This window comes from Kocuria sp. (assembly GCF_030538595.1).
Classification (GTDB): domain Bacteria; phylum Actinomycetota; class Actinomycetes; order Actinomycetales; family Micrococcaceae; genus Kocuria.
Map to the genome: position 1 here is coordinate 46,511 of NZ_JAUNTS010000015.1, position 24,555 is coordinate 71,065.

The following is a 24,555-nucleotide window of genomic DNA, read 5'->3' on the forward strand; positions in this document are numbered from 1 at the left end:
GGCCTCCGGCACCTGCTCCACGCCCCATGGGGCTACCTGATCCAGGGCGGCCACCCGATCCGGGGCGGCCACCGGACTTGTTGTCACCGGGCTTACCGCCGGGACGCCCGGTTCCGCGGTTCGCGCCGCCTTGATGGGGGCGTGCCCCGCGGTTGTTGTTCTGTCTGTTCTCAGCCATGTCTCACTGTCCTTGTCAGGTCTGTGGTGGTTTCACGCGGTCGGTGGCTCACCGGTTGCCGCGTGGTGCGCCGTCGTTGATGCACAACTGATCCGATGCAGACCGGTGTGGTCGCGTGCGACGCCATGAGTGCCCAAGTCTACCGGGCACCCCGGCCACCGCCACCGGCGCCCCCGCGAGATCACCGGTTGTTGTTGAGATCACCGGCTGTAGTGGGTGATCTCAACAACAACAGGTGATCTCACGTCAGAGCTAGGGGAGCTAGTCGCGGAAGTCTTCCACTTGATCCACACCGGGCAGGTGCGGGGAGATTTGCGGCAGCTCCTCCAGAGAATCCAGACCCAGCTTCTCCAAGAAATACGGGGTGGTGGCGTACAGCAGGGCACCGCTGATGGGGTCCCGGTCCACCTCCGCCAGCAGCCCCCTGGCCACCAGCGTGCGGATCACACCGTCCACGTTGACCCCGCGAATCGCCGAAACCCGCGCACGGCTCACCGGCTGCCGGTAGGCCACCACGGCCAGGGTCTCCATGGCAGCCTGACTCAGCCTGGAGGTCTGCCCCTCCAGCACAAAAGCCTGGACCACTGCCGCAAATTCACTGCGTGAATAAAATCGCCAGCCTCCACCCACTTTGCGCAGTTCAAACCCCCGGGGCACGACGCCGGCCCTCACCTCCTGCGGCATCCCCCCAGCCATCGTGTGGTCACCGTGGGAGGTGATGTCTGTACCCAGACCGTCGTACTCGGCGCGCAGGGAACTCAACGTGGCACGAACCTCCGCCACAGGAACAGACAGGACCTCCGAAAGATCGAACTCGCTGACCGGGCGGTCCGCCACCATCAAGATGGCCTCTAACGCCGCGGCCAATCCACCGGGGAGAGTGTCCACGTCAACGGGAGTGTTCGGCGTCGTTTCTGTGCTCACCGACCCACCCCTTGGGCAGCCGCGGGGACGGAGTTACCAGTACCAGCATCAGTGGCCTCGGGTGATGCCGGCCGGTCGTGTTCGTCGGAGAGGCGTTCGGAGCTCCACTCGGCCCCGGCGGTCCAGGTGACCCACAGTTCCTCCAAGGGGTGTTCCTGGCGTAGGTCCACGGCACGGTCGCGGAACAATTCCAGCAGGGCCAGGAAGCGGACCACCACCACCAGAACGTTCTCCGCAGTGGCAATCAAGGCTCGGAAACCGTGTTCGGCGCCGTCCTCCAGCAGCAGGCGCAGCTCTTCGGCTTCCTGGCGCACCGTGACCGCAAATCCGTGCAGGTGATCGGTTCCCACCTCGGTGGGGGTCTCTGCCTGGGAGGCAAAGGCTCGGCGTGCGATCTCCGCAAACTGATCGGGCGTGGTGCGCCACACCAACTCCGGCAGCAGAGTCGCCAACTCAGGTTCCAACGGCACGGAGCGGGCCTGGCGGGCAGATTCCGCACGCATGGACTCCCCCATCAACTGGGAAACATCTTTGAATGCCTTGTACTGCAGCAACCGAGCGAACAAAAGGTCACGGGCCTCCAAAAGAGCCAGGTCTTCCTCATCGCTGACCTCACCGCGGGGCAGTAAACGCGCGGCTTTCAGGTCCAACAAAGTTGCGGCCACCACCAGAAATTCTGAGGCGGCATCCAGGGCAGCGGGTGAGTTCTCCAAGCGCAAGGCACGCACATAGTCCAGAAATTCATCTGTCACCGCTGACAGTGAAACCGTGGTGATGTCCAGCTCGTGTTTGCCGATCAACCCCAGCAGCACTTCAAACGGTCCGGCAAAGTTGTCCAACTCCACCGCAAAACCCGTGGAGAGCCCCGGCGAAAGTTCACCGGAGTCCACCTCGGGAACCACGGTGCTCATCAGGGAGCGCCACCGCGGGAGATGAGTTCACGCGCCAGTTGCCGGTAGGCCTCCGCACCTGCGTGGTTGGTGGCAAAGGACAGGATGGGCTCGGCAGCCACGGTGGCATCCGGGAACTTGACGGTGCGTTTGATGACGGTGTCAAACACCTTGTCCCCAAAGGCCTCCACAATCCGGTCAAGCACCTCACGGGAATGCAGGGTTCGGGAATCAAACATGGTGGCCAGAACGCCGTCGATCACCAGCTTGGGGTTGAGCCGGTCCTGGACCTTCTCAATGGAGTCCACCAGCAGGGCAACCGCACGCAACGCAAAGAATTCGCAAATCAATGGGATGACCACTCCGTGTGAGGCGGTCAAAGCATTGACGGTCAACAGCCCCAGGGAGGGCTGGCAGTCAATGAGAATGACGTCGTAATGCTCTTCCACCTTGCGCAAGGCAGAGGCCAGTACTTGCTCCCGCGCCACTTCGGAAACCAGCTGAACTTCCGCTGCGGAGAGGTCAATGTTGGCCGGCATCAGGTCAATATTTTCAACCTCGGTCTCCAGGATCACGTCCCAGGGATCCACGCCGCGTTCCATCATCACGTTGTAAATGGTCTGGTCCAGCTCGTGGGGGTTGACCCCGAATCCGGCAGAGAGCGCACCTTGCGGGTCAAAATCCACCATGAGCACCTTGCGCCCACATTCGGCCAGTGCGGCACCCAGGTTGATGGTCGACGTCGTTTTCCCCACGCCGCCCTTCTGGTTGACCATGGCGATGATCCGAGCCGGGCCGTGCGAATCCAGCGGTGCGGGATCGGGGAATCTCCGTAGGGGACGGCCCGTGGGGCCAACCTTGCCCGCGCTGGCGTCGTCCAGTTCGGGGAACCGGTCCTCGCTCTTGCTGCTCACTTAGGTTTCTCTCCTCGGTTGATCACATGGGGATCACGTTGACTGCTCGGTGGTTCACGTGCGGAAAGGGCTGCCGGGCAGCGTACACACTCCGGGAAAGACTACCGCCGGGGACAGTTTCATGCAGAACTCCATGCAGAGCTGAGCACACCGTCCGGCGCACCGATGGGACGACGGCCCACGGATGTGGCTGGCCAAAGGCAACGTGACGCATTTCCGCGACCTCCACCCTCCGACTCTTGCATGAGGCGTCAGTGGGGCAGCTCCAGCAGGTTGTAATGCTGGAGGGTTTCATACAACCCACCGAGATGCGGCAACGCTCCGGCCTGTGCCACAGAGTCCTGATCTGGTGTGTAGTCAGTCTGCAAAAGGAACCCCGACCCCATGGCCATGGGGCGTACCTGGGGATGGTGCGTATCAAGCTCCAGGATCCGAGAGGACAGCCACACGCGATCGGACAGGGGCGTCCACCAGTGGTGCCACAGTTGATCAACCTTGTCATCGCCCATACGAATCAACTTCAGGGGAACCGAAGTGACCATCATCGGGTCTGAACAGATGGCAATGGAGCCAAGAACCACGGTGACCAGCGATTGGTCCACACCCACGCCAGGCCGCTCAATGCTCACGGACACGCGGACCAGCGGCACGCGCCGCCCCACAAAAGGAGCTCCAGCTTCAAGCCGAACGTAGACCTGATGCCCCTGCACCTCCCCGGCCACGGCAACTGAATAGCCGGTGTCCGCGCGAGCACCTTCATCAAGTTCGCGGGGCACAGACTGCACAACCTTGATCTTGTGGGCCAGGTCCCCATGCCAGGAGTGTCCCAACGGAACCGCCCAAGGTGTGTAGTCCTCCACCCCCAGGTTGTGATCTATGGTCGCCAAGATCGAATCCATCATCTGGGCGATTTCCTCGGGGCCTTGTCCCGCACGGTCATAGACACCAATGACCAACTCGCCTTCGGAGAAACGCTCCATCACCGGCCACCTCCCTGCATTGATGACGCGCCGGGCTGGGCGCCCTCACGCGGCGTGAACTTGGCCACCAGCTGGCCATAGAGGCCTTCGGCCTTGAACAACCTCATGAGCGAGGCCGCAGCTTCAGGAGTGGCGCAGTGCCACTCCCACATTGCCTCCTGGGGCATGGCTTCCAAGCCCATCAAGGCCCGGGAGACCATTTGACGCTCGTAGGTTCTTGCAATGTCACTTGAGGGGTCTTCCCACAGGACGCGGTAGCGTTCGTCCACAGCCTCCAAGAAGACTTCCACGCCACTGGGCCTGACTACTCGCCCTGTGAACGTGACGGGCTCAGCCAATCCCTCAACAGGGACCGCCCATACGGGCGTCCCACCGTCCGGGGAAGGAGTCAAGCCTGTAATTTGGCTACGGTACTCGGGTTCAGAAAACATCAGAAGATCTACCCTCTCTATTTCCTCTACTATCTCAGATAATCTAACGGATAGGTAAGTATTAACCCAGGATGCTGCCATCTGGGAGCTGGTAGGACCACTCTTCACCCGGGAGTATCGTCCGCTCCGGATGCGGAACCTCACGCATACCGCTACGCTCCCACAAATCCAACACCCGCTCGCCTACCTCGATCTCAGACAGTCCAGTATCTGCCGAGACCAACGTGCCACCGTTGTATTCAACAGACGTGAAACCCTGAGGCAACTCAGCCACCTCGCCCAAACGCGACGACACCCACGTAACATAGGCCGGCGGAACTTCCCACCCGCCTCGCATGAATCGCCTATTAACTTTCCCATCAAAGGTAACCACGAGTGGCTCGAATGCATCAACGATGGAAGGCACAACCAAGGACCCCAGCCTGCGCAACCGACCTCGTTCTAAACTGTAATCGCTTAGAGAAACTCTAAAGTTACTATTTGACCGTTTATGGGATAGATATTTGTCACTTGCGTAGAGTGCAGTTCTGCACTCGATATCATTCGCCTCTCCCCCTAGGTGCAGAGACCACCCTTCATCATGCAATGGTTCTCCATTATCGCCGGACATCGGCGAGTTCGAAATGAAATCGAATTGCGCCGCAGGATCCTCCATGGGCCACACATTACCCCGCCCCCCCTCGTTCCACTCCGAAATATCCAACAGGTTGGACAGCGCTTGCAAGCTAAGGCTCAATCTGGCAGCCACAGATTCCACCGCCTCATTCCTTCGCACCCACATAGCGTTGATGCCGCACGAATCCATTGTAGTAATATCCTCACTATCTTAGTGGTGTATATATAAATTTGACTTGAGAAAAATCAGGGTTAGTTGAGAATAACCGGCGAGCTGCCGCAGCTCCTTCTGGCGACGAAAAATGCCATTCAAGGTGTGCTGCGTCCGGCATTGCGTCGAGTTGCCGTCTCAGTTGATCTTCCCAAAGACTTTCGAAATCGCGACTAACCCGACCGGTGACAGGATCAAGCTCTCCCTTGTACCCATGTTTGGCTTCCAGGAAGACCTCACGTGGCGGATCACCCCGCATTACACGACCATCAAACTGAACATGACTCCCACCAGGCCGTGGCTGGTGCCACTCTGCCAACCCGCCATACTGATCAATGTCGAGACCGGATATCTGGGCTTGGTACCGCATCCACGCTTCCTCCACCTTATGGCGGATCACCTTCACCCCTGGAATACGATCCAGAGGATTCCATTTTGGCTGCGTACCTGGCATGGACTCCACTACACCGGGTCGCATCACATCCCCTGATGTGTACATCGAGGCGTCACGCGTGTAGTACTCATTCATCACATCAATAAAGTCTTCCGACCTCCAAGCCTTGCCCTTGTGGGTCACGAAGTACTCACCCGTGGTCATATCCCGCACAATGATCGTGTCCGCACGGGTGGGGTCAAGGATGCTCCCATCACGGAAATCCACCGCCAACCCATCAGCATTACGCGGAGCCGATGACCACGCAGCATCCCTAATCTCCGGAGTCACCGCATCCGGACTGTAAGCCAGTACCCGATCCCCGTGGCGTTCCACCGGCGCCCACGCGCCGTTGCCGTGTCCACGGTTGACTGCAATCAACGTCCCGTCAGGGTTTTGATGGACCAGCCATGCTCGACGAGCCGATGCGCCATTGGTCACCTCACGCAACGGAGCCAACGTACGCGGGTCCACCATGAACGAACCACGGTCATTGGTGAACCGCGAGCTGTTGGCCAAAGCCTGCTGCATCTGCTCAGCGGTCGGCTTTGTGATCACTCTCCCATCAGGGTTGTAATCGACAGGCCGTGTTACTGCGCCGGCTCCCTGGGCGTAACCACCTCCCGATGTCGCATCGGCAAAGGAAGCTGCTGGCCCGCCACGAGATGCCCCAGACCCGCTACCAGGTGATGAGTCCCCGTCACCGGGCAACGGCAGCACCTCACCGTTGTCACCCACCCGTCGACCGAACTCTGGTGCCGTGCCTCCGTCCGCGCCATGTCGCAGCCCAGTGGCCGAGCCAGCTACACCAGCCGAACCACCCGCCCCGGTGGAGCGTGCGCCAGGGTCCACTACCGAAGCAGACCTACTGCCACCGCGCACCGGCGCCGCAGCAGACACTCCCGGTACACCACCGGCCACCGCAGGCCGACCCATCGCCGATAGCAGCAATCCGGTTAGATCAATACGAGACGGTGTTAAAGACGGAAACCGCAGATTAGAACCAGTCCCCGAGAGAGGGCTTGTCAATGAGCCATCAGTCAACACGCCGGCCCGACCTTCACCAGCTCGTGCAGAACGAACTCCTGCTCTGGCGCCTTTACTTGCCACGGCTCGACCAGCCCCGATTATACCGGTGAACCCGGCAGCAGCCTCCCACCCTGTTTCAACCCTGGTGTTGCTGTCTTGCCATTTATGCCACGCGTCACCGCCAGCCAAATATTCTTGATGATCCCAGCCGACAAAAGAGCCACCCACACCAGCAACCGTGTCAAACCTATCAGCCAAATAACCCGTCACCGCACCGGCCGCTCCCGGTAATTCTATACCCGCTTGACGCAGGCCCCAGCTAGCTAGTACCGACGGGGCCCCGACCGTCAAAAGCGCGGATGACCATCCAACGTCAAGCAAGCCACCCCATGATTGACCTGCGAGTTCAAAGTCCCACATCTCTCCCTCACGAATATTCCAGGTACCCAAACCGACAACATCCGCAAGGCTATTGAAAAGGAAGTCCTTGGTTTGCTGAGAGAAATCACGAATCTCGGTCGCACGTGACCCCCATACATCAGCTAATGCCTCTTGGGTGATGTCAGGGGCCGCGACCTCTGGCGCGTCGACATGCCGTAAACAGCCTTTGACGCCCTGAGCGCACGTTGTGGCGGCGTCAACGATACGCAAGAAAACGCCAGAATATTTATCAACAAGCTCCTGGTTGCGCTCGAAGGCCGGGCGATGCTCTCGCCAGGAAATGTGTGTCACAAGCGACTCATCAATTCCAGAAGGGGTTTCAGCTACCGGATACACTTTCATCGTGCCATAACCAGGGTTTACTGTACCATAACCGGACTCTGTAGGCCTGACTTCATTGTACCCAGCCAACGCTTCAGCCCGAAAATCATCGGCTTCCTGCGTCACGGCAGCCAGTTCGGGAATGATCCGTGAAAGTTCTTGGGCGAATCCTTCCAACACTCCCTCAGCGCGCTGCAAAGCATCGACGGTGTCATCGGCCTCATCTACCGCCGGCTGCATCACCGTGTACACACGGTCCTGTTCTGGACTCTGATAATGAGGTTGGATCCCATCCCAAGTCCCCGAGATGGTGCCAGTAGCCATACTCAGGTTACTTCCCACGCTGCGGAGAATCCCACCTGCCATGCTGATCTTGGCCGGCTCAAGGTCACCGTCCTTCACCAGGAACGCCGAAGAGTCGATCAAACCCTGGCCGTCTGTCGGAGGTGAATCAGCGATGGATCGCGCCTCACCTCCGCTTGGCGCACCAGTTCCGGTCCCAGGATCAAGCACCTGCTACCTCCACGCTCCCGTGCTGCTCAAAGAAAGAAATGTCGCCCTCAGCGGCCGCCCCGATATGAGCCTCAAATTCCCCAGCCATCTCCTGCTGCCCTGTGCTGTACGCCATGGTGGCCTCGTAAACTCCCAGCACGCCTGCGCCTACCCGGGAAGAAATACGAGATGCACTGGTGGTCACATCTTCCAACAGCGTTTGGACAGCAGCAATCGCCGGCGCGGTCGCTTCTGAAGCCACATCCATGTTGGACATCACCGATTCTAGAATTTCAATCGCAACTGACTCCGCAATTGCGGGCTGTTGTTCCTGGACTGTCCCGAGGACGGATTCAACGCCGGAGGGAAATATTTGCCATTCAGACATCGTGTTACCTCATCACGAATTCGCAACTTTTATGATGTAGCTCTTGTGTCGGCCTGGACCGATTGATTCCATGTCGCCCAAGGCGCAGAGTCTGTCAATATCTATTCGGTAATCCCGCAACGCCAATGGGCTCAATACGATAGCTATGGGGCGTTCGTGCGGGTAATGCCCAACCTCCCGAACCAACCTGGATTCGCACATCCCATAGGAGCCTGCCGAGACCACCGCCGATGCCACACGACGAGCCATGATCACTTCCCTCAACGCATCCAGCACTCGGGCATCCACCCCAGAGCCATGTCCGTCACCCCCACCGGGCAGGGGAAGGCAGGCCACCACATGTTCCGTCAAACCGCTGTGTTGCCGGATCACGTCAACCCGGACCCGAGCACCCGAAGGGGCGCACATGAAGACAGGCTGTGTCCGGGGCATCTGACGCTGCAGCTCGCCAGTCACTGCTTGCGCGTTCCATGGACGAGGCTGCTCTTCATCCAGGAACCAGGCCTCGAACGCATCCGAGCCCAACGCCTGCACGAAGGTTTCAATACCCGGTCCAATCTGCACCTGCGGATCAGCACGCTCATGCGTAAACATTTCCAGGTTGAGAACGCCCACAGTCTCGGGAGCACCCACAGCAGGAGACTCGGTGGGGACCGGCCCCCACAGCTGACTGGGGTCGGAAACAGGTTGGCCAGAACCACCATCAACCAAGCCGCCGTCAGCAGACCGGATTGCCCAACGAGCGAGCCCACGTTCCATTTCTTGAGCAAGCGACCAGGACAAACGCATATCTGGACCAGACACCATCAGCGGCAATCTCCCGCCGCGATGCGCCGAGCTCATGAAGTCCCGGATCTCACGCGTAAACAAAGCCACACTCTGCTCAGCACCGAAGACTTCACCCAAATCGAGAGTGGCGAATCCCGCCAGTGCCTGGCCCGCCGGATGTTCCAAGGCCCTCCCCATCACCCGGGGATGGCGGAGCTGGCCTGACTCAACGCGCGCCGAGCAACGTCATCATTCTCCGATAGCGAATTCCGTATCTGTTGAATGATGTCCCGCACCTGCTGACCCGCGGTATTCCAGCGCTGTTCCAAGTGCTCATACTGATCTGACACTCCATCAGCCTGGTACTCGGACATCGCCGCTCGAACGTCTGCGTCGCGTCGGTCCAGAGTCGCCTCCAGCATTGCCGCTACCGTCTCAAAATTTCCCTGCGCGGACTCCGAGGCACCAATTGAATAATCGTTACGATCTACTATATTTCCCATGACAACTTTCCAATCTTTTCCAAGACAGATTCAAACTCTTATACGCAAGTCGAATTGCCCGACCGCCTATCCTTGCGGTGCAATCCGGGAAAGAAACTCTGCCCCAGAGAAATCTGATGAAGCCTCAGCCGTAGAGTGTGTTTCCGCACCCTCTTGAGCAGCAGTACCGAATGCTCGATCCTGACCAGAAATCGACTCAACAATTCCACCCAGCGCACTGTTCAACGCGTTGGCAATGTTGTCAGCATTAGCCTTGAACGAGTCAAAGCTCGATTTTGCCGCACCATTGAACACGCCCTCCAGAGGCTCGGCAGCCTCCACCAGGCGCCGCACCTGCGACCCAAGGTCATCTGACTCAACCGACGTCCGCTGCCCCAACGTAGACAACGTGTCGTTTTCCATCGAGAACTTCATGGCGCTTCCTCTCCTAGCACGAGATCAATGCTGACGGCCCGACTCTAAACGCATCCGACGACAACACAATACAAAGTGTATGAAAACGCATTCTATGACGCAGTGCTTACGTTGTAGCCTGTCACAGCCATGTAGCATCCAGACGGCCCAAACTTCCGTGAGCTAGCGCGGCGGAGGCCCCCGCCCACACCGTCTCAACCACGGCCCCAGAGCTACGGAGCGTTACGTCGTGATTTCTTATCAACAGGCAAGTTCGGCTCGCAGCCGAGTCGCCGTCGTGATGGATGTGATCTTGATGGCGAGTCTGGTTGGAGGCACATGGCTGATACTGCTTGGGACCGGCCTCCCACAAAGCGCAATCATGACCGCTGTCCTGACCCTGTGTGTGTTCCTCATCGCAAGCCGTGCCGTTTTGAGAGCTACCGCTGGGAGATCGCCGGGCAGCTGGGCCACAGGAGTGCGCCGCGTTGCCGTGCCGTCCTATCTACCGCAACCCTTCTGGCATGGCCCTCATCGCGACGTATTGGTGCGCGGTGGAGCAGATCCTCTGCGGCCGCCTCCACAAATGGCGTCGCTCTCTCGGATGCATACATCAAGCCCTACGGACCGCCGTCAGCACTCGTCAGTGCTGCACTTCGATAACGGCTTGCGCGTTGTCATTCGAGGGCGAGCGGTACTTGGACGCGCTCCTCAGCCAACCCATGACGTCCGTAACATAGTGACGCTCCCTGATCTGAGCCGATCTGTGGCATATAGCCACGCCGTCGTAGTCGCTTGTGAAGGTGGAGTCCTTCTGGAAGACCTCCACTCCGCAAGCGGAACCTGGTTAATCAATAACGGTGAAAACCCCCGCGCACTGGAACCTGGTCTACCGATCCACGTCCCCTTTAACACAACAGCGGCTTTCGGATCACGGCGAGCCAAGATTCAGCCACTGAGCGCAAGGGGTTCATTGACAGATACTCAGTTGATGACCGAGCAAAATCTGGTGCGGCGCTGATGTCCGACTCCGACCAGATACTCATTGAAACCACCAAGGTTCACCGGCGTCGATTGCAGTCGGCGCTGGCCTATGGCCCCATGCCCACTCGGAAAGTCGTCAAGAACAACATCGGCCGATTTCTGGGATCTGCCATCCTCGCCGCTGTCATGTGTATCGGCTGCTTGGCCACCGGGTACGTTTTGAATATTCTGGAAAGTCAACGTAATGAGAAGGCACTAACAGCTTTTCGGAATGCCGCTGAAGCCAACCCTATTCAACCCGGAAACGGGCTGCGGGAAGACGAAGCAACCGGCCTACTGGTCGATGAAAATACTGGTGAATACATTGACCCACAAACGGGATTTACCGTTGACCCAGAAACTAAACTAGCCACAGACCCGGAAGGTCGTACTATTGACATTCGCCTGAACTGGTATTACGACTCCAGCACTGGATATTACACCGACCCCGCCAGTGGGATCACAGTTGACCCGCAAACCTTGACCGTGGTGGAGGACGAATAATTGCGTTACATACGCTTGACAATTGCCTCGGATGATCGCAAGACGGATGTTGCACTTCCCGATGACGAGCCCGTGGGTTCCCTTGTACCGGAGATCCTGGACATCTTGGGGAATGCAGACCCCGGAGGGACTGCATTCGCCCTTGCAGCAACCTCGGGCACTGAAATCGACTTTGACCGGACACTCTCCGATCAAGGGGTGGCCCAGGGCGCCCTACTGCGCCTGACCACGTTCGATGAAGCTCCTCAACCACCCGAAACCGTTGATCTCACAGACGTCGCCGCAGTTCGTGCCCAAGAGCGCACTGATCGGTGGCGTCCGTGGGCATATACGGCGGTATTGGCCATGATGGTAGCAGCGTTGGGATTTTTCCTAGGGTTCCAGTCGGCCACATCGCTCGGCCTGCTCACCACGGGCGTTGTGGCGGTCATCGTCTTGGCACTCAGTGCAGGGCTGGCCCGTCTTGGAATCAACCGTCTGAGTTGGGTGGTTGTCAGTCTCGGATTAGGTACTCAGGCAGCTTTCATCACAGTATTGGCCATATACCTGCCACCCCTGGAACTCGCACTGGCAGCGTTCGTCGCGTTGGGCCTCTCAGTGAGTATCCATTTGGGCATGGGCCGGCAGCAACGGTCCGCCATGACAGGTGGCGCCCTGGGCACACTCGTTGCTGGGGCGCCGCTACTCTCGCTTCTAGCCGGAGCGGACACCACTACCACCTACACGCTCACCGCTGTGCTGGGAACTGTGCTCATCGGCGTCCTGCCAGGCATTGCCTTGACTGTGGCGGGCTTGGCTCAGCTTGATGACCGCGTGATTCACGGAAACGCGGTCCTACGAAACAACGTCGACGCCGCGGTGGACAATTCCTATGCGGTGCTGAGTTGGACACTCGTCATGGTGTGCGGGCCGGTGTCCATCGGTCTGGTTCATCTCATCTCCGATGATGGTCCCTGGCGTCTGGCTCTGGCCGCTGCATTGATCAGTGTTGTGGCTTTGCGCTCCCGCACCGTCCCCTTGATCCCCCAGCGTTTTAGTCTTTTGCTCGCTGCGGGCATTCCCACCAGCCTGTGGCTGGTGAACACGCATCTTGTCAGTGATGCTGCCAGGACCAGCACAGCTTTTGTGCTCCTGGGGTGCACATTCGCGCTAGCCGTCCTTCATCCACCCCGGGTCGTACAGGCCAGAATTCGCCGTTCTCTGGACATCATGGAACTTGTGGCTGTCCTAGTGGTGCTCACCTCTGTGCTGGGGCTACTCGGCGTCTACAACGATCTACTGGAGGTGTTCCAATGACCGCTGGGCGCATCACAAAGCGGCCGTTGAATACGCTACGAGGTGTACTTCACACATCCAGCCCCCGGGTGGGAACCGAGTTGGGCAGATTGCAGCGTGACATGACAGCACCACTACCGCTTCGGCGTCGGATTGGCGTACTCACCACCCATGGTGGAAGCGGTGCCACAACACTGGCTGCTGAGATGGCGGAGGTGCTGTCCAGCAGGCGCTCAAGCCCCGTGCTCCATATTGATGCACAAGCCTACGAGGTCTTCACGGAGACCCGACACGGTGCCAGCCCCTTGGAAAGTCACACACCGGGTGACTTCGATTCGTGGTGGGAACGATTTGGGACAGCTCAACGGAGACATGAAATCACCATCACTGACTGGGGACACATCCCTGTGGAACGACTGACCGCGATCGCCGAGCATTCGCACGCGGTGTGTCTGACGGTTCCCGCTGAACGCTCCGCGATCATCCACGCCCACGGTGTGGCACTGGCACTACAACAATTCACTCCCACTGTGATGGTGGTCCAAGACATCCATAACACGGCCCCACGGTCGATCCGCCTCCTCATCAAAGCTCTGGGGGTGCCGACGGTACGCGTACCCCATGAGCCGCGAGCACAACTGACTGTGCAGAGCCCCCGTCCCAAACGAAGGTCCTACGCACTCGCCATTCAACGAGTGACAGCCAGAGTCGTCCGTGCCGTCGATGCCTCACCATTACACCCCACGTCCGTGACAGCGGAGAACCAATGACCACCACAGCAGAAACCGCTTCAGAACGCCACCGCGTCAATCGTCCCACGCGCAGCACGTCAGCACTGGTCAAACCTGAAGCACGTGAAATCGCGGCACCACCCGTTCTCACCGACGACACCACAGGCACCCCTTTCCAGGTCCTGCTACCCATCATGGGTGCTGTGACTTCTGTGAGCATGATGGTGGTCTTACGCCACGGCAATCCGTTGTTCCTGGTGGTCGCGGCATTGGTTTTTCTGGTAGCCGTCGTCGGCGGCATCGGCTACGCCGTCTCTGCCCGAGGCCGAGCAACTCGGCAACTGCGAGCGCGCCGCACTCACTACCTGGACTATCTGGAACGCACCAGCCACGATCTACGGGAGGAATCGGAGACTGACCGGAAACATGCCTTACTCCTGCATCCTGCACCCCACGGTCTAGGGACTTTCGTCCGGGATCCCCGCCGATTGTGGGAACGCCGCCGTGAAGACACTGACCGCCTCCAGGCGAGAGTGGGTACGGCAACCGTGCCTTGGTTCGACCTTTACGTCCCCTCCGTGGAAACTCCCACGGAACCGGCGGATCCTATCCTCCAGCAGGAGGCTGAGTTGCTGGCCGACTCCCAACGCGACGTTCACGGTATGCCTGCATTAGTTGAACTCAGCGAAGCAGGCACTGTGGCGGTGATTGGGTCCCGTGATCGCACGCTGGAAGTTGCCCGTGCCATTCTTCTCCAGCTAGCCGCACATGAATCCCCTGACGACCTGCAAATCGCCGCGGTGTACTCCCCCGAGCGCAGCCCTGATTGGGTAGGGCTGGATTTACTCCCGCACGTTCAAGACCCACGCCAGTTCGATGGGCCGGTTCCAGCCAGGCGGGTGGCACCTACCTTGGATTCGTTGGTGCAACTCATGCGTTATGAGTTGTTGGGCCGCACCCAGGATGCCGCTGCCGCCCGGCGTCGCGCCATGACACAGGGTGCCCTCAGCCGTCTCCTGATCGTGGTGGACTCACACGGCGCCACCGCAGCTGAACTGCGGCTACCCGACCCGGCACTCGATCACCGCAGCCTGGGGATCACGATGGTCCATCTCCTGGACGACCGATTGGATGAGCCCGACGACGTCGATGTCCGGATCGAGCTCCATGATGACGGAACGGACACGCTGACTCACGGCGCTCGAACAGACACTCCCGTATCTGTGTCTTTCGATCACGACCACGTCCCCGGTTGGATGCTCCAGTCATTGAGTCGAGTCCTGGCGGCTCAGCGAACTCTCAATTCAGTTGCTCACACCGCTGCCGAACAGTCCCCCGGGGCTCTCGACCTCATTGGATACCAGCCTGCGCCCGGCCAGCCCATCTCTGCGAGCGATATCCAGCGGATCTGGGCACCACGTACAGCCTCCGACTTTCTCAGGGTGCCATTCGGCATGGATGATCAAGGCCGCCCCGTCCATTTGGACATCAAGGAGAGCGCCCAACAAGGCATGGGCCCGCATGGGTTGTGCATCGGCGCCACTGGTTCCGGTAAGTCCGAACTGCTGCGGACTTTGATCTTGTCTCTTGCAGTCGCTCATCCCCCCGAAGACCTGTCGATGATTCTGATCGACTACAAGGGAGGTGCCGCTTTCGCACCATTTGCGGGCCTGCCCCACCTCTCCGGGCTGATCGACAACCTCGCAGATGATCCACAATTGACGGTGCGAGCCAGATCTTCTCTCCAAGGAGAAGTTGTCCGGCGTCAACAGATGCTCAAAGCCGCGAATTCCTCGCCGTCGATCACGCACTACCGGCAACTACGCAAGGAGCACTCTGAGCTACCGCCTATGCCGCATCTATTTGTGGTGATTGACGAGTTTGGCGAACTATTGACGGCGGAACCCGACTTCATTGATCTCTTTCTCCAAATCGGTCGCATCGGCCGTTCAATCGGTGTCCATCTCCTGCTGTCGAGCCAACGAATTGAAGGCGGCAAACTACGGGGGCTTGACACCTATCTGTCCTACCGGTTGGGTCTACGGACGTTTTCTGAGGCAGAATCACAAACCGTGTTGGGCAACCGGGATGCGTTCCATCTACCTCCACTTCCCGGATACGGCTACCTCAAGGTGGACACCAGCATCTACGAACGGTTCCACGCCGAGTACGTCTCCGGGGCTGTCCAAGACACCTCTGAGGTCACCGAGGCAACAACCAAACGCGTCATGGCGCTGCCGGTTCACAACGGCCTTGAAGCTGACATCGAGGATCTGGCGGAGCAACCCGTGTTGCGCCAACCAGAAACCGGCCCAAGCTTGGTGGACCTGGTGGCCGAGGACTTACGTTCAGCAGCACCTCCAGCTCGGCCCATCTGGCTAAATCCGCTTCCGGGACGACTGTCTCTGGGCGAGGTAGCTGACCACGGGGAAGGCGTACAGAAATGGCCTTCAGCACATGCAGAACGTGGCCATGACTCCGTGGCACCTGCCGAAGGGCTGTCCGTCATGATCGGATTGGAAGACGATCCCCTGCGACAACGTCAAGGCGATTGGGTCATTGATCTGACGCGAGCAGGTGGGCATGTGGCCATCATCGGCGGACCCCAATCAGGCAAGTCGACGGCGCTGCGCACCATCGCGGCTTCTTTGGCATTGCGTTACACATCTGAGCAAGTGGCGATCTACGGCATGGACCTCACAGGAGGTGGGCTCAGGAGGCTTGAAGACTTCCCCCAAGTGGGTGGAATTGCTGTGCGCGGTGATGAGACGCGCTTGATGCGTCTGCTTGAAGAGGTCACCGGCATGTTGTCGAAACGTGAGGAGGTTTTCCGCTCCCGGGCCATCGAGTCTTTGGATCACATGCGCCAACTCCACGGCTCTGGGGATCTCCCTGAGCTACCGACCGCCGACATCATCCTGCTGGTGGATGGCTACGGTGCTCTGCGTCAGGACACCGACGGTCTGGAGTCCGTCTTCACCCCATTAATGCAACGTGCCGCAGGATTCGGTATCCACATCGTTCTCACGCTCAGCCGCTGGAGCGAGCTGCGCATGGCCCATCAGTCCCTGTTCGGTACGCGAATCGAACTGCGATTGAACGACCCCATTGAATCCGCCATTGATCGCAAACTGGCTGAGACCATTCCCAAAGACACCCCGGGGCGGGCGTTGAACACTGATTCGCACCTGTGCCAGTTCGCCTTACCCTTGTTGAATCTGGTGGAGACGGACCAAGACATGGGAACTGCACTCAGTGATCTGGCTGGTCGAGTCGCAGCTGCCTCTTCGGGCCCAGCTGCGGCACCTATCCGGTTACTGCCCAGACATCTTGACCCAGCCGAGTTGCCTGACCCGGTCACAGAACCAGCCACCATTCCCATCGGGCTTCGTCAAGACACGATGGAAGCAACCGATTGGGATTTCATGGATCGTGACCAGCATCTGGTGGTGGTAGGTGACGCAAGAAGTGGAAAATCCACTCTGTTGCGCACCATTGCCCAAGGATTGGTGGAGCGATTCGACCCCTCCGAACTGGCCATAGCTGTGATCGACCCCCGCGGTAAAGTACCCGGGGTCATTCCAGAAGAGTTCTTGGCTGGTCATGCTCGCTCGGCTCATCAGGCATCTGCCATGAGTTCGTCCATTGCTTCAGAACTCCAAGCGCGCCCTGCTCGAAGCGCCGCTGAGCAAGCTCGGTCTCCCAGGATCGTCCTTCTGGTTGATGATCACGACATCATTGCCGCCGGTGGCACCGAACCACTGTCCGTGTTGATGCCTTACCTTCCTTCATCACGTGACCTTGACTTTCACGTGGTCCTGACCCGTCCCGTAGCGGGTGCGTCCCGCGCATTGTTCGGTTCCGCCTTGCAGAGCATCCGCAACACAGGGGGCTCGTTATTGGTGCTCTCTGGTGACCGCAATGAAGGTCAGCTCCTGCCCAAGCTTTATCCGGAACGTATGCCCCCCGGGCGTGGGAGATTTGTGCGCCGTGGCGAAAGCGCCTTTGTGGTCCAGATTGCTGAGACTCATCCGGCAGAACCGGCAGCCCGAGATTCGGCACAGCTCCAAGGTGGCGCCGAATGAATCCAGCACCCCATATGATCACCGTGCTGGGCGTCTGCGGAGGTGCGGGAACCTCCACAGTGGCCAGGTTGCTCCAAGAAGCACAATCTGCCGGCCAACAAGCACCATCCGGCACAGGGACAACCGAGAGTGTCCCCCGGCCCTCCGTCGTCGTCGATGGTGGACGCGCCACCGTGCAATCAGTCGTCACCGCACAAACAAATGGATCGGTGGTTATCGTGGTGCCAATTTCGGCACGAGGACGCGCATGCTTGGAAGCCCTCCAAGACCTTCTCCCACTGCATTTGACCAACACAAAGATTGTGTTCGTGAGAGTCAGCAGACCACCCATGATTGATCGCCAGCCTCCAGTTACGCCGTTGCACACGGTGATCCCCTGGGACCGCGCCATCACCGACCGAACACTGCCGTTTTCCGCACACCCGCACGTGCAACCCGCAGTATGGGTACCGATTCACGCGCTGTGGCAGCAATTGAGCTCAGTGGAGTCCGGTCCATAAACACGCGCAGTGTCCAGGCCGAGTGCGCAACGGTGTGGCGCCTGAACGTGTCAGGGGCCACACCATTGCGCACTCGGCATCAAGGCAGATGGAGAAATCAGTACACCTTGGATTCCGGGTGGCCCTCCGTGGCTTGCTCGGCCGCGGTGGGAGAAGCGTGGGGGTCCACCGCCAGGGAGGCTTCGTCAAATGGAATCCGCCCGGCCAGTACGTCCTGAACGCGAGTGGTGTCCACCTGCTTGACCCAGGAGCCCAGCACCAGAGTGGCCACGGCGTTGCCGGAGAAGTTGGTCAGGGCGCGGGCTTCTGACATGAACCGGTCAATGCCAACCACCAGCCCAACCCCGTCCACCAGATCGGGGCGGTGTGCCTGCAGGCCACCGGCCAAGGTGGCCAGACCCGCACCGGAGACACCTGCTGCCCCCTTGGAGGCAATGATCATGAACAGCAGCAGCGTGATCTGCTCACCCAGTTGCAGCGGGGTGCCCATGGCATCGGCCACGAACAGTGAGCCCATGGTCAAGTAGATGGCGGTGCCATCCAGGTTGAAGGAGTATCCGGTGGGAACCACAATGCCCACCACCGGCTTGGAGACACCCAGGTGCTCCATCTTGGCGATCAGCCGGGGCAGCGCGGCCTCGGAGGATGAGGTGGAGAAGATCAACAGGTATTCGCGGGCCAGGTACTTCATCAGGGAGAAGATGTTGACCCCGGAGACCACCTTCAGCAGCAGGCCCAGGATGACCACAATGAACAGCAAGCACGTGGCATAGAAGGCCGCCATGAGCACGATCATGGAGGTGATGGCCTGGATACCGGTGGCACCCACCACGGCGGCAATGGCACCGAAGGCACCGATGGGCGCCAGCCACATGATCATCATGAGCAGGCGGAACACAATGGCCTGGACGTAGGTCATGGCCTTCAGCACGGGCTTACCGGAGTCACCCATGGCCTGCAGGGCAAAGCCGATCAGCAGCGCCACGAACAAGGTCTGCAAGATGTTGCCCGCAGTCAGGGAGGACAGCAGCGTGGTGGGGATGATGCCCAGCAGGAAACCCACCATGCCGTCCTCGGTGCCGCTGTGGCTGGCATCCGTGGTGGCGGGAATGTCGTAGGTTGCCTGGCTCATGTCCAGGTTGGAGCCGGGCTGCACAATGTTGCCCACCACCAGACCGATGGCCAGAGCAAACGTGGACATGGTCAGGAAGTAGGCCAACGCCATACCGCCCACCTTGCCCACCGTGGCGGCCTTGGCAATGGAGCCGACCCCCAGCACGATGGTGCAGAAGATCACCGGGGCAATCATCATCTTGATCAGCGCAATGAACGCCGTTCCCAGTGGCTTGAGGGCCACTGCGGTGTCAGGGGCAATCAGCCCCAGGGCGGCACCGGCAATCACGGCCACAATCACGGAGATGTAGAGGAAATGGGTCCGATCCCGCTTTTTGGCGGGCGCACCCGCTGGGGTGCTGGAACTTGAAGGCGAAAGATGTGCGGCCACGGGATTCTCCTCAGCGGTCGGCGTCGCGGCGATCACGACGGATACTGGTGGGGCCAAACCACCCGCATCCTTGCGAGCAGCTGGGATACAGATTCCCGTTTAAAGTGATGGACGTCCCATTGTGGTCATAGTGGTCGTGATCACAACTGGTTGTGAACAGAGGTTTCCCGTTGTCCCTTGCTCGGCGGTTCTTGTTGATTCAGCTGGTGCTGGTTCTTGGCATCACCGTTGCCGTGGCCGTGGTGTTGATTGAGCGCTCTTCTGCGGATGTTCGCCGGGAAGCCGCCAGCGTGACCCGCGCCATGACGTTGAGCTTGGCTGAAGACCCTTGGGTGGCCGAGCAGGCCGAAAGTCCCGATCCCACGGCCACTTTGCAGCCACACACGCTGGAGCTGGTCCGGGACACGGACATTGACTTTGTCACCATCATGTCCCCGGACGGGATTCGGTGGACGCACTCCAATCCCGACTTTGTGGGCCAGCCCTACAGCGGGTCCATCTCCGAGGCCCTGGACGGTGAGGTTCACACCGCCACGGAAATGGGCCGCCTTGGTATGTCCATGCGCACCATTGCTCCCGTTTACAACGACGACGGCCGTGTGGTTGCCCTGGTCTCCACCGGTGTGCTGCTGGACAACATTTCCGCTGAAGCCTGGGCTCAGATACCGGTTCTGATCGCGCTGGCAATTGCGTTGTTCCTGGTTTCCAGCGCTGTGACCGGCGGACTCACCCGTTACCTGTCCCGGGTGACGGGTGGCCGCGGCCCGGAGGCGCTGGCAGAAGCCGTGGCCGTCCAGGATGCCGTGTTGGAGCAAGCGGCACAGGGGTTGCTGATGGTGGAGGGTGGCCGACTCCTGCTGATCAACCCCCGCGCCCAGAGCCTTTTGGGCATCCAGGACCAAGACCTTGCGGCACAGGTTCCCGCTGGCCGGCCGTGGCGGCGGAGGGTACGGGATCATGTCTTGGACCGACGTCGTTCAGCGGCGCCGCAGCTCACGGATGTGCCGTTGCCGGATGAATTGGTGGAGGTACTGGTCCGGGAGCAGACCGTTCGGGAAAAGTGGATGCAGGTTGGGGAGAATACGTTGATTGTGACCACCACCCGCGCGTCCAAACCGTCCCGCGGCATGGTGGCTGTGATCCGGGACCACACTGAGCTGACCCGGCTCTCCGGGCAGTTGCAGGCCACCACGCTCATGGCGGATGCCCTGCGTTCCCAGACCCACGAACACGCCAACCGGATGCACACCGTGGTCTCCCTGCTGGAATTGGGGTGCGCCGAACAGGCACTGGATTTTGCCTCCGAGGACTTGCGCCGCTCCCGCAGCTTGTCCGGGGATGTGGAGTCCGCTGTGACCGATCCCATCCTGGCAGCGCTGCTGATGGGCAAAACCGCGGCCGCGGCTGAACGCGGCGTGCGGTTGGAGGTCAGCGTGGATGGCACAGCGCCTCCATTGCCATTGAGTCCCGCAGAAACTGTGACGGTGGTGGGCAATCTGATCGACAACGCAGTCGATGCCGTCACCGCCGCCCGGGACAGCGCAGGTGGGGATAGGACCGTCAGCCACCCCCTGGTGGAGGTGGAACTGGCCCGCGGGGATACCAACGGCATCCCCGTGGCGCTGCTGACCGTGGCGGACAACGGCCCGGGAGTGGCCGATGACCAGGTGGAACAGATTTTCCGCCGCGGGGTGAGCACCAAACCCACCGCCCCGAACACCTCACGTGGGGTTGGCCTGGACCTGGTGCGCCGCACCGTGGAGCATCACGGCGGCACGGTGCGGGTTTTTCACGACGACGGCGCGGTGTTCGAGATCTCGCTGCCCCTGGAAAGAACTGGCAGCCAGACCAAGGGACAGGAGGAGTCATGAGCGGGCCCCATACCCCACTGCGGGTACTGATTGTGGAAGATGAGCCTCTGACAGCCCGCGCACACACTGAATACGTGCAACACACCCCTGGATTTGATCCTGTGGGCACAGCAGGAACCGCCGCTGAAGCCTTGCGGGCGGTGGCTGGACTGCGCAAAGCCGGGCGTCCCGTCGATTTGATCCTGCTGGACGTGAACCTCCCGGATGCCACCGGCTTGGATGTGGCCAGGCGTCTGCGCGGAGCGGGTGAAGACGTGGACATCCTGGCAGTCACCGCCCACCGTGACGTGGCCACCGTCCGGGCCGCCAGCGCCCTGGGGGTGGTGGGTTACGTGATCAAGCCCTTCCTGCGGGAGGATTTGGTGCACCGCCTGGAGGCCTACCGGGACTACCGGCACGCACTGAGTACAGCGGGCACCGTGGACCAGGAGTCCCTGGATCGAACCATCCATGCCCTGCGCTCCCCCGGCTCACCCGGCGGAACAGCGCCCAAGGGCCTGACTCCGGAGACCTTGCGGCGCGTGGAGCAGATCCTGTCTGAGGGCGCATGGTTCTCTGCCACGGAACTGGCGGCCCAGGCATGCATGTCCCGGGTGACGGCTCGGCGCTATCTGGAACACCTGGCGGATCGGGGCCTGGCCCAGCGGCGGCCCCGCCACGGCACGGTGGGCCGCCCGGAGATGGAATACGGCAGAAGCTGACGCTGCGCAATGCCGTGATCCGGGTGAGCCCTAACCCGGGAGAGCTCCGATCCGGGGTATCTCTGGGGAACCGGGCCCAGCGCCGTCGTCGTCGTGAACCCCACCCCACACCGTGGACCCACCCCGAGTGCGCAATGGTGCGGCCCCTGAAACCGTCAGGAGCCACACCATTGCGCACTCGGCGGCAATAAAGTGGGGCCACCGTCCAAAGTGGGAGAGGACGGTGGCCCGTGAGCATCCGGGTATCACATGCCGTGTAGCGCAGCAGTAACGGAGCAAAACTGCTGCACCACGCGGCGCGTGATCCTGTCAGAACGTCGGTTGAAGCCTTGGCGGCCCGGCCGGGTTTATCAGTTCTGTGGACGCAAGACGCTGGAAATGGCTTCCAGCACGGCCGGGTCTTCGATGGTCGAAGGCACCGGAGCTTCAACGCCGTCGGCAATTTGGCGCATGGTCTTGCGCAGGATTTTGCCGGAGCGAGTCTTGGGGAGGGCATCAACCACGGCAATGTGCTTGAGGTCAGCCACCGCGCCGATCTGGTTGCGCACCATGGCCACGAGTTCCTGGGTGACGCGGTCCTCATCAATGTCCGCGCCGGCCTTCAACACCACGTAGCCGGAGGGCCGCTGGCCCTTGAGGTCATCGGCCACGCCGATCACCGCGCACTCGGCCACCTTGGGGTGGGAGGAGAGCACCTGTTCCATGTGACCGGTGGACAGGCGATGCCCGGAGACGTTGATGACGTCATCCGTGCGACCCATCACGTAGACGTAGCCGTCCTCATCCATCAGTCCGGAGTCGCCCGTGGCGTAGTAGCCCTCGAAGGCGCTGAGGTAGGAGTCGATGAACCGTTGGTCGTTGCCCCACAGGGTGGCCAGGGTGCCGGGAGGCAGCGGGAGCTTGATGGCAATGTTGCCTTCCTCCCCGCGCGCCACAGCATCCCCCAGCGGGTCCAAAATCTCCACCTGGTAACCGGGAATGGGCACCGTGGGCGAACCGGACTTCAGCTCCAGAGCCTCCAGGCCCATGGGGTTACCCGCAATGGCCCAGCCCGTTTCCGTCTGCCACCAGTGATCCACCACCGGCACACCCAGAACCTTCCCGGCCCAGCTCCACGTCTCAGGGTCCAGGCGCTCGCCGGCAACGTAGAGGGCTCGCAGGCTGGAGATGTTGTAATCCTGAGCCAACTCGCCTTCCGGGTCCTGACGCCGGATGGCACGCAATGCGGTGGGTGCGGTGAAGAACGAACGCACCTGGTGATCCTGAATCAAGCGCCAGAACGCACCGGCATCCGGGGTGCCCACGGGCTTGCCTTCGTAGATCACGGTGGTGGCACCGGCAATCAGCGGGCCGTACACAATGTAGGAGTGGCCCACCACCCAGCCCACATCCGATGCCGTGGCCATGACCTCACCGGGGGCCACGTTGTAGATGTTCTCCATGGACCAGGCCAGGGCCGTGGCGTGGCCGCCGTTGTCCCGCACCACACCCTTGGGAGTGCCGGTGGTACCGGAGGTGTAGAGCACGTAGAGCGGATCGGTGGCCGCCACGGGCACGCAGTCGGCAGGCTCAGAGTTCGCCACTGCATCAGCCCAGGTCTTCCACTGCACCCCGGTGCCGTTTTCCTCGGCAGCGGCCTGCATCTGGGTCACGCTGTGTTCAAAGCCCTCACGCTCATGCACCAGAACGGTGCCCGGCGTGTGCTGCGCCATGGCGATGGCCTCCGCAACGGCCGGCAGGTACTCGATGCGCCGCTTGGGCTCCACACCCCCGGAGGCCGTTACGACGACGGTCGGCCGGCAGTCATCAATGCGCACCGCCAACTCTTTGGGAGCAAAACCACCGAACACCACGGAGTGGACGGCGCCCAGGCGGGCGGTGGCCAACATGGCAATGGCAGCCTGCGGAATCATGGGGAGGTAGATCAGCACTCGGTCCCCCTTGCTCACTCCCGCTGCCGCGAGCGCTCCAGCAAACCCGGCCACCTGCTCTTGGAGCTGCGCGTAGGTGATCTTCTCCGTGAGTCCCAACACGGCGGAGTCGTAGATGATGGCCGTACGGTCCCCGTTGCCTGCCTCCACGTGGCGGTCCACCGCGTTGTAGCAGGTGTTGAGCACACCGTCCGGGAACCACCGATAGATGGGCGCCTTGGAGTCATCCAGAGCCCGAGTGGGCTTGGTCTCCCAGTCGATACGGTCAGCAGCTTCCAGCCAGAACCCTTCAGGGTCCTCCACACTGCGGGTGAACTCCGCGGCATAGGTCCCGTTGCCGGGCAGGGATCCACGATTCGTGGTGGGGGTGGGCTGCTCACTGGGGTGGCTCATGGCAATCCTCTCTTGCTGGCTCGGGGCTTGACTGCCGCCGGTGGTCAAACCCCGGCACTGCCGGACCTAACCCTGTCGCTCATTCGCCATAATAGTGACCCTGATCACTCAAAGCCAGTGTTCTGT

19 protein-coding genes are annotated in these 24,555 nt (G+C 60.6%); 6 read left to right on the forward strand and 13 right to left on the reverse strand.

Features of this window, described 5'->3' with window-relative positions:
* Positions 1-439 precede the first annotated feature (439 nt).
* The 11 genes from scpB to Q4G32_RS12020 form a co-directional block, all read right to left on the reverse strand.
* Positions 440-1,102: an SMC-Scp complex subunit ScpB gene (gene scpB, locus Q4G32_RS11970; protein ID WP_441327508.1), complete on the reverse strand. Its 663-nt coding sequence runs from the start codon at positions 1,100-1,102 to the stop codon at positions 440-442.
* A complete protein-coding gene (locus tag Q4G32_RS11975) occupies positions 1,099-2,013 on the reverse strand; it encodes a segregation and condensation protein A (protein WP_303351692.1) in 915 nt (304 codons plus the stop codon). The genes scpB and Q4G32_RS11975 overlap by 4 nt, the downstream gene beginning before the upstream one ends.
* Positions 2,013-2,906, reverse strand: a complete 894-nt coding sequence (locus Q4G32_RS11980; RefSeq protein ID WP_303351694.1) for a ParA family protein — start codon at positions 2,904-2,906, stop codon at positions 2,013-2,015. The genes Q4G32_RS11975 and Q4G32_RS11980 overlap by 1 nt, the downstream gene beginning before the upstream one ends.
* Positions 2,907-3,157: 251 nt before the next feature.
* Positions 3,158-3,889, reverse strand: coding sequence for a hypothetical protein (locus tag Q4G32_RS11985; protein ID WP_303351695.1), 732 nt, complete (start codon positions 3,887-3,889; stop codon positions 3,158-3,160).
* Positions 3,886-4,278, reverse strand: coding sequence for a hypothetical protein (locus Q4G32_RS11990; protein WP_303351697.1), 393 nt, complete (start codon positions 4,276-4,278; stop codon positions 3,886-3,888). The genes Q4G32_RS11985 and Q4G32_RS11990 overlap by 4 nt, the downstream gene beginning before the upstream one ends.
* 100 nt (positions 4,279-4,378) lie before the next feature.
* Entirely contained in the window at positions 4,379-4,612 is a 234-nt protein-coding gene (locus Q4G32_RS11995; RefSeq protein WP_303351698.1) for a hypothetical protein, read from the reverse strand.
* 526 nt (positions 4,613-5,138) lie between these two features.
* The gene (locus tag Q4G32_RS12000; protein WP_303351700.1) at positions 5,139-7,793 is read right to left on the reverse strand and encodes a Tox-REase-5 domain-containing protein; all 2,655 of its coding nucleotides are present in this window, start codon (positions 7,791-7,793) and stop codon (positions 5,139-5,141) included.
* Between the two features lie 79 nt (positions 7,794-7,872).
* Positions 7,873-8,247: a DUF6507 family protein gene (locus tag Q4G32_RS12005; protein ID WP_303351701.1), complete on the reverse strand. Its 375-nt coding sequence runs from the start codon at positions 8,245-8,247 to the stop codon at positions 7,873-7,875.
* Positions 8,248-8,259: 12 nt separating this feature from the next.
* Entirely contained in the window at positions 8,260-9,213 is a 954-nt protein-coding gene (locus Q4G32_RS12010; RefSeq protein WP_303351702.1) for a DUF6177 family protein, read from the reverse strand.
* Entirely contained in the window at positions 9,213-9,518 is a 306-nt protein-coding gene (locus tag Q4G32_RS12015) for a pore-forming ESAT-6 family protein (protein ID WP_303351704.1), read from the reverse strand. Before Q4G32_RS12015 ends, Q4G32_RS12010 begins: the two co-directional genes overlap by 1 nt.
* Positions 9,519-9,584: 66 nt before the next feature.
* Complete coding sequence (locus Q4G32_RS12020; RefSeq protein ID WP_303351706.1) at positions 9,585-9,932, reverse strand: hypothetical protein; 348 nt, start codon at positions 9,930-9,932, stop codon at positions 9,585-9,587.
* A gap of 583 nt (positions 9,933-10,515) precedes the next feature.
* On the opposite strand from Q4G32_RS12020, the gene Q4G32_RS14000 reads away from it, so the two are divergent.
* From Q4G32_RS14000 to eccCa, 4 genes are all read left to right on the forward strand, one after another.
* A complete protein-coding gene (locus Q4G32_RS14000; protein ID WP_368660397.1) occupies positions 10,516-10,932 on the forward strand; it encodes an FHA domain-containing protein in 417 nt (138 codons plus the stop codon).
* Entirely contained in the window at positions 10,932-11,438 is a 507-nt protein-coding gene (locus Q4G32_RS12025) for a hypothetical protein (protein WP_303351708.1), read from the forward strand. Before Q4G32_RS14000 ends, Q4G32_RS12025 begins: the two co-directional genes overlap by 1 nt.
* Positions 11,439-11,453: 15 nt before the next feature.
* A complete protein-coding gene (locus Q4G32_RS12030) occupies positions 11,454-12,734 on the forward strand; it encodes an EsaB/YukD family protein (RefSeq protein WP_303351709.1) in 1,281 nt (426 codons plus the stop codon).
* Between the two features lie 745 nt (positions 12,735-13,479).
* On the forward strand, positions 13,480-17,529 hold the full coding sequence (gene eccCa / locus Q4G32_RS12035) for a type VII secretion protein EccCa (RefSeq protein WP_303351710.1): 4,050 nt from the start codon (positions 13,480-13,482) through the stop codon (positions 17,527-17,529).
* Positions 17,530-18,126: 597 nt separating this feature from the next.
* Here the strand turns inward: eccCa and Q4G32_RS12040 are convergent.
* A complete protein-coding gene (locus Q4G32_RS12040) occupies positions 18,127-19,533 on the reverse strand; it encodes a cation:dicarboxylate symporter family transporter (RefSeq protein ID WP_303351711.1) in 1,407 nt (468 codons plus the stop codon).
* A gap of 170 nt (positions 19,534-19,703) precedes the next feature.
* Here Q4G32_RS12040 and Q4G32_RS12045 point away from each other — a divergent pair, with 170 nt between their 5' ends.
* The gene (locus Q4G32_RS12045) at positions 19,704-21,404 is read left to right on the forward strand and encodes a sensor histidine kinase (protein WP_303351713.1); all 1,701 of its coding nucleotides are present in this window, start codon (positions 19,704-19,706) and stop codon (positions 21,402-21,404) included.
* Positions 21,401-22,105, forward strand: a complete 705-nt coding sequence (locus Q4G32_RS12050) for a response regulator (RefSeq protein WP_303351715.1) — start codon at positions 21,401-21,403, stop codon at positions 22,103-22,105. The genes Q4G32_RS12045 and Q4G32_RS12050 overlap by 4 nt, the downstream gene beginning before the upstream one ends.
* Positions 22,106-22,455: 350 nt before the next feature.
* Here the strand turns inward: Q4G32_RS12050 and Q4G32_RS12055 are convergent, their stop codons facing one another.
* Positions 22,456-24,429 (reverse strand): acetate--CoA ligase, encoded by a 1,974-nt coding sequence (locus Q4G32_RS12055; protein ID WP_303351716.1) that lies wholly within the window; start codon positions 24,427-24,429, stop codon positions 22,456-22,458.
* Positions 24,430-24,555: the final 126 nt, after the last annotated feature.